This is a genomic window from Segatella sp. (genome assembly GCF_977051555.1).
The window spans coordinates 1-15,157 of sequence record NZ_CDRSSE010000037.1 but is presented as its reverse complement, the minus strand read 5'-3'; the positions used below and the strand labels follow the sequence as shown (position 1 = coordinate 15,157).

The 15,157-nt window shown below is 44.9% G+C and carries 11 protein-coding genes; 6 read left to right on the top strand and 5 right to left on the bottom strand.

What is annotated here, in order from left to right:
• Positions 1–685 precede the first annotated feature (685 nt).
• The 3 genes from ACWJAO_RS09475 to ACWJAO_RS09465 form a co-directional block, all read right to left on the bottom strand.
• A complete protein-coding gene (locus ACWJAO_RS09475; protein WP_449140076.1) occupies positions 686–1,693 on the bottom strand; it encodes a GYF domain-containing protein in 1,008 nt (335 codons plus the stop codon).
• A gap of 65 nt (positions 1,694–1,758) precedes the next feature.
• A complete protein-coding gene (locus ACWJAO_RS09470) occupies positions 1,759–3,042 on the bottom strand; it encodes a clostripain-related cysteine peptidase (protein WP_449140075.1) in 1,284 nt (427 codons plus the stop codon).
• A 105-nt stretch (positions 3,043–3,147) separates the two neighbouring features.
• Positions 3,148–5,829 (bottom strand): valine--tRNA ligase, encoded by a 2,682-nt coding sequence (locus tag ACWJAO_RS09465; protein WP_449140074.1) that lies wholly within the window; start codon positions 5,827–5,829, stop codon positions 3,148–3,150.
• A gap of 120 nt (positions 5,830–5,949) precedes the next feature.
• On the opposite strand from ACWJAO_RS09465, the gene ACWJAO_RS09460 reads away from it, so the two are divergent.
• From ACWJAO_RS09460 to ACWJAO_RS09435, 6 genes are all read left to right on the top strand, one after another.
• The gene (locus ACWJAO_RS09460) at positions 5,950–6,186 is read left to right on the top strand and encodes a hypothetical protein (protein ID WP_449140073.1); all 237 of its coding nucleotides are present in this window, start codon (positions 5,950–5,952) and stop codon (positions 6,184–6,186) included.
• 122 nt (positions 6,187–6,308) lie between these two features.
• Entirely contained in the window at positions 6,309–7,241 is a 933-nt protein-coding gene (gene mazG, locus ACWJAO_RS09455; RefSeq protein ID WP_449140072.1) for a nucleoside triphosphate pyrophosphohydrolase, read from the top strand.
• 56 nt (positions 7,242–7,297) lie between these two features.
• Positions 7,298–7,858 carry a hypothetical protein gene (locus ACWJAO_RS09450; RefSeq protein ID WP_449140071.1) on the top strand — a complete coding sequence of 187 codons (561 nt, stop codon included), beginning with the start codon at positions 7,298–7,300 and terminating at the stop codon, positions 7,856–7,858.
• Between the two features lie 36 nt (positions 7,859–7,894).
• Positions 7,895–8,812, top strand: a complete 918-nt coding sequence (locus tag ACWJAO_RS09445) for a ribonuclease Z (protein ID WP_317603642.1) — start codon at positions 7,895–7,897, stop codon at positions 8,810–8,812.
• Positions 8,813–8,904: 92 nt separating this feature from the next.
• Positions 8,905–9,498, top strand: a complete 594-nt coding sequence (locus tag ACWJAO_RS09440; RefSeq protein WP_449140070.1) for an RNA polymerase sigma factor — start codon at positions 8,905–8,907, stop codon at positions 9,496–9,498.
• Positions 9,491–10,849: a hypothetical protein gene (locus tag ACWJAO_RS09435; RefSeq protein WP_449140069.1), complete on the top strand. Its 1,359-nt coding sequence runs from the start codon at positions 9,491–9,493 to the stop codon at positions 10,847–10,849. Before ACWJAO_RS09440 ends, ACWJAO_RS09435 begins: the two co-directional genes overlap by 8 nt.
• Before the next feature lie 130 nt (positions 10,850–10,979).
• Here ACWJAO_RS09435 and ACWJAO_RS09430 read toward each other — a convergent pair whose 3' ends face one another.
• Both ACWJAO_RS09430 and serS read right to left on the bottom strand, forming a co-directional pair.
• The gene (locus tag ACWJAO_RS09430; RefSeq protein ID WP_449140068.1) at positions 10,980–13,325 is read right to left on the bottom strand and encodes a bifunctional dihydroorotate dehydrogenase B NAD binding subunit/NADPH-dependent glutamate synthase; all 2,346 of its coding nucleotides are present in this window, start codon (positions 13,323–13,325) and stop codon (positions 10,980–10,982) included.
• A gap of 202 nt (positions 13,326–13,527) precedes the next feature.
• Positions 13,528–14,820 carry a serine--tRNA ligase gene (gene serS, locus ACWJAO_RS09425; RefSeq protein WP_006848685.1) on the bottom strand — a complete coding sequence of 431 codons (1,293 nt, stop codon included), beginning with the start codon at positions 14,818–14,820 and terminating at the stop codon, positions 13,528–13,530.
• Positions 14,821–15,157: the final 337 nt, after the last annotated feature.

Below are 15,157 nucleotides of genomic sequence, written 5' to 3'. Positions count from 1 at the left end.
TTAGTACTAACCGGTTGCAAAGATACAAAAAAAAGCGTGTAAGTTACCATACTTACACGCTTTTTCTTTATAATTAACGTAATTACTTTTTTGCTTTCAATCTAGTCAATGCCGCAGCATGAAGGGATTGGAACCCTTATGCGCAAGCACAACCACGGCTTCTGTTCAGAGCCTCACCATACATTTCCATTGCGGTCATGTAATCTGCAAGAATAACCTTCAAGGCTTTCTTGATGTTTGCATAAATTGTTTTCATAATCGTTATCCTTTTTTTAAAATTAATACTCGGCATTTCTGCCATTTCCTTTTGTTCATGAATAATGGTCAATTTTACTTGCCCATCTCCATGTTGTTGTTTACATTCACAGCCTTGGCAATCATAACTGCCACAACTGCAAGAATCATTACTGTCATCATCATAATTTGTTTCCTTTCTTTCTTTGTGGAGCCTCCATGTGAGGTCTCCTGTTTTACATTATCCTTATTACAATCTCACTGTTTTCTGGTGCAAAGGTAATGCCTTTTTCTTGAATATCTGTCACAAAGACATGACAAAATGATGAAAAAGGGGCTTTTTTTGATACACGTCAACTAAACAGCAATGGCGGCTTGATATACGTCAAGCCGCCATGTTGCCATATTGAGAAATGTGTCATATTTCTTATGTTTCTTTGGATTTCTGGTGCTAGATCAGTTCCAGAATCTTGTCGAGAATCTTTTCTACGGTAGAAGAATCGGTTGCTTCATCGAGCTTCTGGTTGATTTTCTCTTCCAGTTTCTTGCTTACCTTGTCGGCAGCCTTATCCATGGCCTGGTTTGCCTTGTCTTCCAGTTTCTTCTGTACAGAAGCGCCCAGTCCGTCTTCTTCTGAACCATCGTTGTTATCGCTTACAGAAGGAGTCTCATCGGTTGATGAACTGGTGGTTTCTTCTATCTGCAGATTGTCGGCACCTTCCAGCGCCTTCACCATGTCGTCTGCATTCATCGTGTAAACGCTGCCAAGAATACCGAAACTTACGGTGTGCTGTTTGCCATTAAACTCCACGGTTCCCTTAGAGCATACGATATAGTTGTGGTATTCGAAGAGCTGGTTCATCACTTCATCGATAGCGCTTCCTGCCATCATTTTGGCGATGGAACGGATGCTTTGGGTGAAGAAATTGTTGTCGCTGGTTTCTGTTGCCTTGTCGATGGCTTTGGCAGCCTCGGTCTTTACCTTTTCTTTATGAGCATCAGGTCCTGGATTGGTTATGGCGAAAACCAGGAAGAGAAGTACGATAAGACCTAAGATGATTTTCCAAAGAGTCTTGCTCGATTTTTTCTTTTCCGGTTCCTGTCTGTAGCCCTGGTTCATGGCAGCGCCGTGTTGGAAGCCTTGCTGGTAAGCCTCCTGCTGTGCCTGCTGGAAATTCTGCTGGTTTGCAGCCTGGAAGTTTGCTGCTTCTGGTCCGTTGTTACCGGCTGCATCTGCTGATGTTCCTTCTGCATCTTCTTTGTTGGCTGCATTAGCCTTGATTGCTTCAACGGTTTCGAGAACCGTCTTCAGTTCTGCTATTTTCCAAGCAGGAGTCCAGTCTTTCATGCCTTGTGCCCAAACAAGAGTCTCGGGTGTGATAGCCTTCTGAACGAGTTGCTCCAGACTGAATGGACCCGCTTGCTGTCCGTTATTCTCAATGATAAAATATTCCATCATGTATTCTTTTATATAATCTTTTTCTTAAAAGCCCATACAGAGCTTCTTTCACTCTTCATTGCTTATTAGTGTGTAGCCTTCCACCAAGCCGTTTTCTCTCTTCCCTTGATAGCTACGCTGTGCTGGCTAGGATCGGAGATAGAAAGACCGCAATAATTTTTCACTTTAAAGGTTGTACCTCTATAACTCTTTAACGCTGTATAAGCCTGTTCGGTATGAGCAGCAGCTTTGATAGTGAGTTTCATCTGTGAAGTATATTTGTCTTTCAGAGAGCCGCTCGGAACAAGACTGTCTACGTATACACTCATGTCGTAGAAGAGGTTGGGAGAGAAACCATCCAGAGGCTGTATGGAATCGAGCGGAACGGATGATGAGAGGGTATATTTGCTATTGATTTCCTTCATCACACTAGCTAGATTATCCATCTGACGGCAGTCTATGGCCGCCATGTTGCAGAATGGATCGCTACTATTCTTATAGAAATTGACTACTCCGTTGACAAATCCTGAATAGTTAGGTGCTGAATTGTTAAGATAGCTCCATACGGTTTTGTATGGAACGCCGGCTCCCATTATTTCGCTACTAGAACTGATCATGAAATTAGTGACGTCTTTCAGTTCGTATGCAGTCTCTACATTGCCCATATAGCATGCATCGAAAAGGATGTACTGCATCTTGGTGCCGCTGAGTTTGATTCCTTCGGCTAGGGTAGGAACGTCGAGAGCGTTTTCTTCTAAACTCACGCTTCCGAAGAAACGGGTGACAGGTTTGTTGGGATCGGCACCAAACTGTATTCCGCTGAAATTGTCGGTAGCAGTAGGGTAGCTGGTGCTTCCTTTCTGGGTAAAACCGGCATTCGGTCTTGCCATATAAGGATACTTAACCCAGTCGCTGCTATAGGTCCATCCGCAGCCATGAGCTCCAATGATGAGTGAATAGTTCAAGGCTTCAGCACGGCGTTTCACCTCATTCAGAATTTCTGCAAATCCTTCAGCAGTAGTATATGTTGCTTCATCGTAAGTCTTCAACGTGTCGCGGATTACGGCTTTCTTATTGCTGTCATACTGAAGATCAATGAGATAGCTCTTCTTGTAATTCTGGCTCATGAAGACCATTACACGCGAATTGTTCAATCCCTTCTTGGCAACAATACCTTCGCAGATACTGTCAACGTTGTGTTCCAAATAACTTGTGAGACCGGAAGTGTTGGTTCCACCCGTCCAAGGATAGAAGACGAAGATAGTCTGCTTATTGACGCTCTCTACATCAATAGCTTCATCGCCACAACTGGTGAAAGTTGTAGCAAGAGATAGCGTACATATAAATAAGGTGAAAAGCTTCTTGATCATAATTAAAAATGTTGAGTGTTGAATGTTGAGTTGCAATCTTGCTAACGAATCAGCTTGACTAATTCAACATTCTACACTCAACATTCAACATTAAATATAATACTATTATTTCTTCTTGAGTTCCTCGATAGTTGCCTTGAGGGCAGCAATCTTCTCAACAGAGTCGCTTTCCTTCTTGCGCTCGAGGGCAACAACCTTCTCTGGAGCGTGAGCCACGAAGTTCTCATTGCTGAGCTTCTTGCGTACACCCATCAGGAAGCCTTCCAGGTGCTTGAGCTGAGCCTCTGCCTTCTCAATCTCGGCAGCTACGTCGATGAGGTCGCCCAATGGTACGGCAAACTCGTCGGTACCTACCATGAAGCTGGATGCATCGGCACTCTTCTCAGCGATGACCTCAATCTTGTCGAGGTTGGCCATCTTCAAGGTTACGTCGTTGTAAGCCTCGAAATCGTTCTTGCCTACTACCTGTAGAGACAACTGCTCCTTCTGGGCAATGTTCTTCTGGTTGCGAACGGTACGAACACCGGCAATAATCTGCTTCACTGCCTCGATATCGGCTGCCAACTTCTGCTCCTCGGCTGTAGGTGCAGGAATCTCTAGCTTCTCGCGCATGATACTCTCGCCATCCTTGCGGTCGTAGATATGCTGCCACAGCTCCTCGGTGATGAATGGCATGAATGGATGCAACATCTTCAGGAGGGCATCGAAGAAGCGGAGGGTAGCGTCGTAGCTCTTCTGGTCGATAGGCTGGCCGTAAGCTGGCTTTACCATCTCCAGGTACCAAGATGAGAACTCATCCCAGAACAGCTTATAGACAGTCATCAATGCCTCAGAGATACGGTAGTCCTTAAACTGCTTCTGCATCTCCTCGTTCACCTCCTTGAGCTTGGCATCAAACCACTTCACGGCGATTTCTGCACTCTTAGGCTGCTCGATATCTGCAGTCTCCCAACCCTTGACGAGGCGGAAGGCATTCCAGATCTTATTGTTGAAGTTACGTCCCTGCTCGCAAAGACTCTCGTCGAAGAGGATGTCGTTGCCCGCTGGAGCGCTGAGCATCATACCCATACGAACGCCGTCGGCACCAAACTTGTCGATCAAATCCAATGGGTCTGGTGAGTTACCGAGACTCTTGCTCATCTTGCGGCCGAGCTTATCGCGAACGATACCTGTGAAATATACGTGCTTGAATGGCATCTTGCCACGATACTCGTAGCCAGCCATAATCATACGTGCTACCCAGAAGAAGATGATATCCGGACCTGTTACGAGGTCGGAAGTAGGGTAGTAGTAGTTAATCTCCTCGTTGTCAGGATTCTCGATGCCATCGAACAGAGAGATAGGCCACAACCATGAAGAGAACCAGGTGTCGAGGCAGTCGCTCTCCTGCTCAAGATTCTCAGCCTTGATGCTGGCATTCTTTTCCTGAGCGAGCTTCAGAGCCTCCTCTGCAGTCTCTGCTACCACGAAATCCTTCTTGCCGGCATTGTCGAAGTAGTAAGCTGGGATGCGGTGACCCCACCAGAGCTGGCGACTGATACACCAGTCCTTGATGTTCTCCAACCAGTGGCGATAGGTGTTCTTATACTTCTTAGGGTAGAACTCGATGTCGTCGTCCATCACAGGAGGGAGGGCGATGTCAGCAAAGTGCTGCATCTTGAGGAACCACTGTGTAGAGAGCTTTGGCTCGATAGGCACATTGGTACGCTCAGAGAAGCCCACCTTATTATTATAGTCCTCAATCTTCTCCATCAGACCGGCGTTCTGAAGGTCGATGGAAATCTGCTTGCGCACATCCATACGGTCCATACCTACATAGAGACCTGCTGCCTCGCTGATGGTACCGTTATCGTTGAAGATGTCGATGGTTTCCAAACCGTGCTTCAAACCGAGGGCGTGGTCGTTGATATCGTGAGCTGGAGTTACCTTCAAACAACCAGTACCGAACTCGATATCTACGTATGTATCCTCGATGACAGGAATCTCGCGGTTTACGAGAGGCACGATGACGTGCTTGCCCTTCAACCAGGTATTCTTCTTATCCTCAGGGTTGATACACATGGCAGAGTCGCCCATGATGGTCTCAGGACGGGTTGTTGCTACTACAGCATAGTAACCCTTCTCATCCTTGTGCATCACGTTCTCCTCATCCACCTGCTGGCAGTCCTGCTCTACTATATAATACTTCAGATGGTAGAGCTTAGAGTGCTCGTCCTTATAGATTACCTCCTCGTCAGAGAGCGCAGTCTGAGCCTTAGGGTCCCAGTTAACCATGCGCACGCCACGATAGATGAGACCTTTCTTGTAAAGGTCGCAGAATACGTGGATGACGGCACGAGAGCGAGTCTCGTCCATGGTGAATGCTGTGCGATCCCAATCGCAGCTGGCACCGAGTTTGCGGAGCTGCTTGAGGATGATGCCACCGTGCTCGTGAGTCCAGTCCCAAGCGTGCTTGAGGAACTCATCGCGGGTAAGGTCGGTCTTCTTGATGCCCTGCTGGGCGAGGCGGTTTACCACCTTTGCCTCGGTAGCGATACTGGCATGGTCAGTACCTGGCACCCAGCATGCGTTCTTGCCCTCCATGCGTGCACGGCGAACGAGAATATCCTGGATAGTATTGTTGAGCATGTGTCCCATGTGGAGCACACCCGTTACGTTTGGTGGAGGGATAACCACTGTATAAGGTTCACGACCATCTGGCTTAGAGCTGAAAAGCTTGTTGTCGAGCCAGTACTGATACCATTTACTTTCCACTGCTTGTGGATCGTATTTACTTGCTAATTCCATTGTTTCTATCTAATTTTTATTCTTTTTCTTTCTTTTTCCTTAAAAAACGGTGCAAAGATACGAATTTTTGGGCGAAAAACATTATCTTTGCATCAAAATTATTAATTTTTGCACAAAACGATGGTTAGTAATGCAGTAAAAGAAGTAACGGAACAAGATAGGAGAAAAATGCTAGCCAGTTTTCTCTATGATATGGCGAAGCTGATGTTTGGCAGCGTTGCCGTGGGAGGTTTGTCGCCTCTGGTAATTGGAGGTGATTTCGGTTGGCTTAATATAGTGTGTTTTTTTGTTGGTTCAATATGCGGGTTCTTACTTGGATATAGTGCCAATGATTTGTTGAAGTATAAAAAGTCATAGTTATGGAAGCATATTTGTTTTTTAATGTAATGATGTTTGTGTTTGCATTGTCTTTTGCCATTTTTCTCAATACGAAGGCAGGCAAGAAATGGAAAGATAATCTTTAATGTGAGGTTACAATTATGCATACAAAAGAAGAAAAGTTAGCGGCGTTCAGCCGCTTGCTGGATGTACAGGACCGTTTGCGCCTGCAGTGTCCATGGGATAAGAAGCAGACATTCGAGAGTCTTCGTCCGAATACGATAGAGGAGACTTTCGAACTTTGTGATGCCTTGATGAAGCGCGATTACAAAGATATCAAGAAGGAGTTGGGCGATGTGCTGGAGCACGTGATGTTCTATAGCATTATCGGTCGTGAAGACGGCGAGTTCGATATTTGTGATGTTTGTAATCAGGAAGCTGACAAACTGATGTTCCGCCATCCTTTCATCAATTGGAAGGAGGAAGGAAACTGGACGGTTTCGAATCCGGATATGTTCATCAATGATGAAGGACAGGTTGTTTATAAGGAGTCAGATGCAGGGAATGGAGAGACTGGAACTGCCAGTTCGGAAGAAACCCTGGCTCTTGGCGCTAGCAAGCCGAAAACAGCGACTTCTGTTGAGAAAACCTGGGAACAGATCAAGCAGCAGGAGAAGGATGGAAATGAACGGGTGTTGAGCGGTGTACCTAATTCTCTCCCGTCTCTTATCAAGGCTTATCGCATTCAGGACAAGGCTAGAAATGTAGGCTTCGACTGGAAAGAAAAAGAAGATGTGTGGGACAAAGTACAGGAAGAATTGGAAGAACTCAAGGTGGAACTGGCTAAAGGCGATAAGGAGAATTCTACCCGGGAATTGGGCGATTTCATCTTCTCTGTAATCAATGCAGCACGTCTCTATAAACTCAATCCTGATAATGCGCTGGAGAAAACCAACCAGAAGTTTATCCGTCGCTTCAATTATGTTGAAGATCATAGCTTGAAACAAGGTAAGAACTTGAAAGATATGAGTTTAGAAGAAATGGATAAACTATGGGATGAAGCAAAACTTCAGGAGAAAAAGAATGATAAATAACGGTGAATCAGATAATCTTATCGACTCATCAACATAATAATAAAAACTAAAGAGTTATGAAGAAATTAGTTTATGTAACAATAGCTTTGGTGGCGCTTTTCGCAGCCAACAGTTGTAAGAACAAAAATAATGTTCCTGTTATCAGTGCAACCGATTCTGTAGAGGTAGAAGATGCGATGAACGATTCTACCATCTATGGTGTATGCGGTGAGGGAACCTCTATGCATAATCTGGAGCTGATTTCTGATGATGGTGACACCCTTTCGGTGTTTATTGACGATGAGAATCCTGATGTTGTTCAGGGAGGATTGCTGGCTGGCGACCGTATTGCTCTTATCGGTTATAAGGCTGCGGATGGAGAGATGATGGCCCAGAAGATTATCAACCTGACTTCCCTTTTGGGTAAATGGACTTCTCTGGATAAGAATTTTGACATTCTGGAAGGTGGAGAGGTGAAGAACAATGTGAAAGCAGAAACTAATCCTTGGACTAGTTGGAAGATTCTCAATGGTAAACTCTTGCTGAATAAGGATACTTTTGCTATTGACAAGTTGGGTTCTGACAGTCTTATGTTGGAGAATACTCAGGGCATCTTTGTTTTCAAGCGCCAGGAGTAACGTCATCATGTTGAATCTGTAATTTATGATTTAGTTTTGGAACCATTTAAAGTACATATTTTGGGGTGTGGCAGTGCTTTGCCCACACTTAAGCATAGTGCCTCGGCTCAGATTGTTGAGATGCGGGGCAAATGCTTTATGGTGGATTGTGGAGAGGGTGCCCAGATGCAGTTCCGTCGCACTCATGTTCACTTTGCTAAGATAAATGCAATCTTTATTTCGCATCTTCATGGTGACCATTGCTTTGGCTTGCTGGGACTTCTTTCTACCTTTGGTATGCTGGGTAGAACGGCTAAGCTAAAAGTTTATGCGCCTGAAAGTTACGGAGATTTGTTTAAGCGCCAGATTGATTTCTTTATGCAGGGAATGGAATATGAAATAGATTTTGTTCCTGTAGATACAGAAAAGTCGCAAGTGGTTTATGAAGATCATTCTGTAACTGTAGAAACCGTTCCTCTCCAGCATCGTGTGCCTTGTTGTGGTTACATCTTCAGAGAGAAACCGACATTGCCTCATATCCGTCGTGATATGATAGATTATTACGAGATTCCTGTAAGCCAGATCAATAACATCAAGAATGGAGCTGACTGGACTACGAAGGAGGGTGACGTAATACCTAATGCCAGATTGGTAATGCCTGCCGCTTGTCCTCGCAGTTATGCTTATTGCAGTGATACCCGCTTTGTTCCCAACTTGGCAGAAAAGGTAAAGGGGGTTACGGTGCTTTATCATGAGAGTACCTATACTTCGGAGAATGAGGACAGGGCTAAACTCTATTATCACAGCACGGCTCGACAGGCTGCTACTATCGCCAGAAATGCGGGAGTAGGCAAACTTCTTTTGGGACATTATAGTGCAAGATATAATAATGAAGAGGTTTTGTTGAATGAAGCTAAAGAGGTGTTTGCAGAAAGTTATCTTACTCAGGAAGGTAAGGTATTCTCTATAGAATAATGTAAAAATATAAAAAAAGTGCCTTGCATCAAAAAAAAGTTCATTTTTGATGCAAGGTTTTCTCTTTATATCGTTTAATCATTAAAAAGGATTTGAAATTGGAATCGGAAAAGGAACTCTTATACGACATCAATAGCGGCAGTCGGGCAGCCATGCACAGATTGTACGAACGCTATGTGGGGTATGCCATGGCCGTAGCGCTGAGGTATGTCCCTGTGCGCGATGATGCTGAAGATGTAGTGCAAGACAGTTTTATAAAAGTCTTTTCCGGTATTTCTAAATTTGAATATCGGGGTGAGGGCGCTCTCCGGGCTTGGCTCTTGCGGATAGTGACAAATGAAGCTGTCAACTTTGTAAGGCAGCAAAAGCGCTTCACTATCATGGACGAAGTTCCCGATGATATTGAGGATGAAGAGCCTGAAGTAGAAAGAGTTCCGCCTGCAGAACTGACAAGGATGATAGGAGAATTGCCTGATGGTTACAGACTGGTTCTTAACATGTTTGTTTTTGAACAGAAAAGTCATAAAGAAATAGCACAGCTGTTAGGCATCAAGGAAAGTAGTTCTGCTTCACAATATTTGCGGGCGAAAAAGCTGTTAGGCAAAAAGGTAAAAGATTATCTGAGCCAGGCAGATTGTAATGATAATAAAGAGTTGAATCATATAAACGAGAAAAGTAATGAGTAACGATTGGACAAATAAACTTCGAAATCAGTTGGCAGACTACCAAGAGCCTGTCAGCCACGACTTGTGGGCTGAGATAGAACAATCGCTTGCTCAGTCTAAAAAGGTTGGTGATGAGGAAACTGATGTAAAAAAGAGATCACAGGCTCGTTATGTTGTCTTGAAAAGATGGTCAGTAGCTGCAGCTATTGCTTTATTGGGAGTAGGAGGCAGTTATGTTTATCTGCATGATGATGAACCGGAACAGGCAAACTTGGCTGTTCAGAGTCCTTTCTCTAAAGTTGCAGGTTCTGATAGAACTTCTTTTGTTCGTGCAGAAGCGCAATTGGCAGGAAGTAAAAATGCAATCTTGCTTGCTGAAAACATTGAATCTGCACATCAGTCGAATCACCACTTAGTAGGGCGTCAATTGAACAATAGAAGATCTTCAGTATCTTCTCTAGATAGGATTGTTGCTGAGGATCATGATAACGAAATAATGCTTGCAGCAGAGGTAGAAATGCCAGAACGGCCTGTTGATGCAGAGGCAAATGATCAGGAATTATCTGTTTTGCAAAAGCAAAATGAGGATTCAGAAAGACAGATGGCTGCTTCTTCAAATGCAACCAAACCGTTAGAAGCAGATGATAGGCAGAAACTTTATGCTGGCAGGGTGTACGATGATCATTTTGAACGCAGTTATAAAGACAAGTATGAACAGACTTGGACCATGAACCTGTATGCAGAAAATGTAAGTCTGGGTACTGGCAGCGATGGAATGTCAAACGGCATGTATGCGTCTTCTGATCCTCTTGCTGGTGGCGGCTTTGCTGATCATGGTGTTTTCCTGGCTGCTGCTTCTCCTTTAAGATATGCAATACCGAAATATGTTGAAGCGAAACATCATGCTCCTTTGGCTATAGGTGCTCAGGTTGGCATCGGACTTGCGCCTCGTTTGTCTTTGAGTACCGGTGTCGTTTATACGCGTGTTGCTTCTGATTTCAAATCTTATGGTGTTTCAGATTTTGATACACATCAGGTTTTGCATTATGTGGGTGTTCCACTTGGTTTAAACTATGAGGTTTGGAGCACGGGTGGCTTTCATGCGTACGTAATGGCGGGTGGAGAAGCCGATTTCAACGTAAAGAATGATACTAAGGTTTCTGGTCATAAAGAGGACGTGAAACGTGATGGCGTTCAGTTCTCGGGTAAGGCTTCGCTTGGCGCACAGTATGATGTTACACCACAAGTGGGCTTCTATATTGAGCCAGGTGCAAAATATTATTTTGATAATGGCAGCGAAATAGAAAATACGTTTAAAGATAAGAAGTGGAATTTTAATCTCCAGTTCGGACTTCGTATTAATCTGAAATAGTGTTTGAGTCCAATTATTAATAAATATATGTACGAACTACATTTCATTTTATAACATTACATACGAGAAAAGGAAAGGGCAGTCTGCGTGATGCATGGCTGCCCTTTATTGTTTCCCGTTTTCTTATTTCTTATTTATTCAATAATTTTTCGCTCATATTGAGAGCGGCCTTTCTACCGTCTCCCATGGCAAGAATTACTGTGGCTCCTCCTCGTACGATATCGCCGCCAGCGTAGATTTCTTCGATGGAACTCTGCATCTGGTCGTTTACGGCAATGGTGTTCTTTCGGCCGAGTTCCAATCCCTCGATACTCTGTGGAACGAGTGGATTAGGACTTACTCCTACGGCAACAATTACCTGGTCGCACTCCAGCGTGATGGTCTCTCCTGTAGCTTCTGGACGACGACGGCCGCTGGCATCAGGTTCGCCAAGCTTCATCACATCGAGAACTACAGCCTTTACTGCGCCCTTATCGTCTGCCTCATATTCTTTAGGATTGTGCAATGTAAAGAAGTTGATACCTTCTTCCTTGGCATGCTTCACCTCTTCGAGTCGGGCAGGCATTTCAGCCTCCGAACGGCGATATACCAAGGTTACGTCTGCTCCGAGTCGTTTTGCAGTACGGCAACTGTCCATAGCTGTATTTCCGCCGCCTACAACAACCACCTTCTTACCCAAGTTGATAGGGGTGTCGCTATGAGGATTGGCTGCATCCATCAGGTTTACACGGGTAAGATATTCGTTAGAAGACATGATGTTCAAGGCATTCTCTCCTGGAATGTTCATGAAGTTTGGCAGACCCGCACCTGAACCAACGAAGATTCCCTTGAATCCTTGTTCTTCCAGGTCTTTTACGGAAATGGTCTTGCCGACGATGCAGTCTGTAATGAACTTTACGCCCATCTTCTGAAGATTCTCAATCTCTACATCTACGATAGCATTAGGCAAACGGAATTCAGGAATACCATATTTCAATACACCGCCAATCTCGTGCAAAGCCTCAAAGACGGTAACGTCGAATCCCTTCTTTGCCATATCGCCTGCAAAACTCAATCCGGAAGGTCCTGAACCAACTACGGCTATCTTGATGCCATTAGGTTCATCGCACTTTGGTACAGAGATGTTTCCACTCTGGCGTTCGTAATCGGCAGCAAAACGCTCCAGATATCCGATAGCTACAGCAGGCTCGTTCATCTTGAGATGTACGCACTTGCTTTCGCATTGCTTTTCCTGTGGGCAAACTCTTCCGCAAACGGCAGGTAGGGCAGAGGTGTTCTTTAAAACCTTGGCTGCGGCTAGGAACTGGCCTCGCTCAATATTCTTGATAAAGGAAGGAATGTTGATGCTTACAGGACAACCTTCCATACAGGTAGGCTTAGGACAGTCGAGACAGCGCTTGGCTTCGGTCAAAGCCATTTCCTTGGTTAAACCGATATTTACCTCTTCCGTACGGGTTGTGGCACGATAAAGAGGATCGAGTTCTGGCATCTTTACGCGCCCTATAGCTGTGCGTTCTTTTGCTTTCATCGAAGCGCGTAACTCCTTGCGCCACTCTGCGTTACGGTCGGTCAACTCTTCGATGCTCGCATCTGTAGGTTCTACGTCCATGGTTACATCCGTAGTTTCTTTCTTCTTTTCTGCGTCTACAGTTGCAAGGTGCTCTTCGAAGTGTTCCATCTCCTCGCGCTCAACATCCTTGAAAGTGCCCATGCGCTTGAACATCTCATCCCAGTCTACCTGGGCGCCGTCAAATTCAGGACCGTCGATGCAGACAAACTTAGTCTTGCCACCGATGGTCAGACGGCAGGCACCGCACATACCGGTTCCATCCACCATGATGGTATTGAGCGAAACGTCTGTGGAAAGATTATATTTCTGGGTCAGGAGACAGCAGAACTTCATCATGATAGGAGGACCGATGGCGAAAACCTTATCGATATGCTCCTGATTGATAAACTTCTCGATTCCTACGGTTACAACACCCTTCTCGCCGTAGCTTCCGTCATCGGTCATGATGATGAGCTCATCGCTAGATGCACGCACTTCATCTTCCATAATCACGAGGTCTTTGTTCCTACCCGCAATTACGGAAAGGACTCTGTTTCCTGCGGCTTTCAGTGCCTTGATGATAGGGAGCATAGGAGCTACGCCTACACCACCTCCGGCACAAATGACAGTTCCGAAGTTCTCGATATGTGTAGGATTTCCAAGTGGTCCCACCACATCGTGAATTTCATCGCCTTCATTCAATGCACAGAGTTTGGTAGATGAAAGACCTACCTTCTGCACAACCAGTGTGATGGTTCCTTTCTCTATGTCAGCATCAGCGATGGTCAGAGGCATACGCTCGCTGTTGTTGTCTACACGGATGATAACAAAGTTACCTGCCTTTCGGCTCTTGGCAATAAGTGGTGCTTCTACATCGAAGCGGAATACTTTCTCTGAGTATGGTACTTTCTTGATAATCTTGTTCATGGGCTATTAAATTTCTTAATGCTGATATATTAATATTTCTGGTTAGCAGTTTAGAGTTTGCTTCATGGTACATAAAATGCAAAAGGATAACATCGGCTACCTTTGTGGCAGTCGAAGTTATCCTCGTACAATATATGTTATTTTTGTTTTTCGAATGTTTTGTATAATCGAGAAAAACAGGATGTCTTACCGATACTTCAAATTAATCGAAATTTTTGTCATCAAGCATCTCGAAACCACAGTATGGAACCAATACCTTAGGTACGCGGATTCCTTCTGGGGTCTGATTGTTCTCCAAGATGGTTGCTACGATACGTGGCAAGGCAAGAGCAGAACCATTCAAAGTGTGGCAAAGCTCAATCTTCTTGTCATCTGTATGGCGATAGCGGCAGTGGAGACGGTTAGCCTGGTAGCTCTCGAAGTTAGATACTGATGAAACTTCCAACCAGCGTCCCTGTGCAGCACTCCATGTTTCGAAGTCGTAGCAGATAGAAGAGGTGAAACTCATATCACCACCGCAGAGACGGAGGATGTGGTATGGCAACTCCAGCTTCTTCAAAAGACCCTCAACATGGTCGAGCATCTCGTTCAAACTCTCGTAAGAGTGACCTGGCTTATCGATGCGAACAATCTCTACCTTGTCAAACTGGTGCAAGCGGTTCAAGCCGCGAACATCCTTACCATAGCTACCTGCTTCACGACGGAAACAAGCTGAGTAAGCACAACGCTTGATAGGGAGATCTTTCTCATCGAGAATAACATCGCGGAAGATGTTGGTAACTGGAACCTCAGCAGTAGGGATGAGGAAGAGATTATCCAGATTAGCATGATACATCTGGCCTTCCTTGTCTGGCAACTGACCGGTACCACGACCAGAGTCCTCGTTTACTACGTAAGGAGGCTGAATCTCCAGATATCCGCTCTTGCGAGCCTCATCGAGGAAGAATGCCTCAAGCGCACGCTGGAAACGAGCCATCTTGCCGATATATACAGGGAAACCTGCGCCAGTAATCTTAACGCCGAGGTCGAAGTCTACAAGATTGTATTTCTTCAAGAGATCCCAATGGCAGAGAGCATCCTCGCCGAGGTTTGGCTTTTCGCCGCCTTCTTTCACGACAACGTTGTCGGCTGCGTCTTTACCTTCAGGAACCTGCTCGCAAGGGATGTTAGGAATTTCGAGCAACTGGTTTGTCATATCGTTCTGTGCTTTCTCCATGATCTCTTCAAGAGCCTTGGCGTCTGCCTTGAGCATAGCTACCTGAGCCTTTGCGCTCTCAGCTTCCTCTTTCTTACCTTCCTTCATAAGGGCACCAATCTGCTTAGCAAACTGGTTAGCCTGCTGCTTGTTGTTATCCAACTTCTGCTGAGCTTCACGACGAATCTTGTCGTACTCCAAAACTTTCTCTACGGCCTCACGAGCATTTGGGAAATGCTTTTTTTCGAGACCTTTAACTACACGTTCAGTTTCTTCACTGATGAGTTTAAGTGTAAGCATAATATTTCTTTTTTATATTAATTTTCCTATTTGAAGGCAAAAGTACAAAAAATATTTGTGATAGCGCAAGATTTTGGCAACTTTTTTGCCGAGAAGGGTAGAATTAAAGTTTTTTCGTGGTTTTATGGGGTTAAGGAGCTTAGAAAGGGGTGTGGTGTAATCCGTGTAATCCGTGCCTAAAAACTGCAAAGGAAGTCCCAAGCATTGTGTATAAACGAAGAAAGCCTGCTCTAGGTATGAGCAGGCTTCTATGTTGTTTGTTTGGAATAGTTTTTTCTAAAACTTTAAAATTTAAGCGTCAGCTTTCTTAGTCTTCTCAGCGTAAACCTCTGGAGAG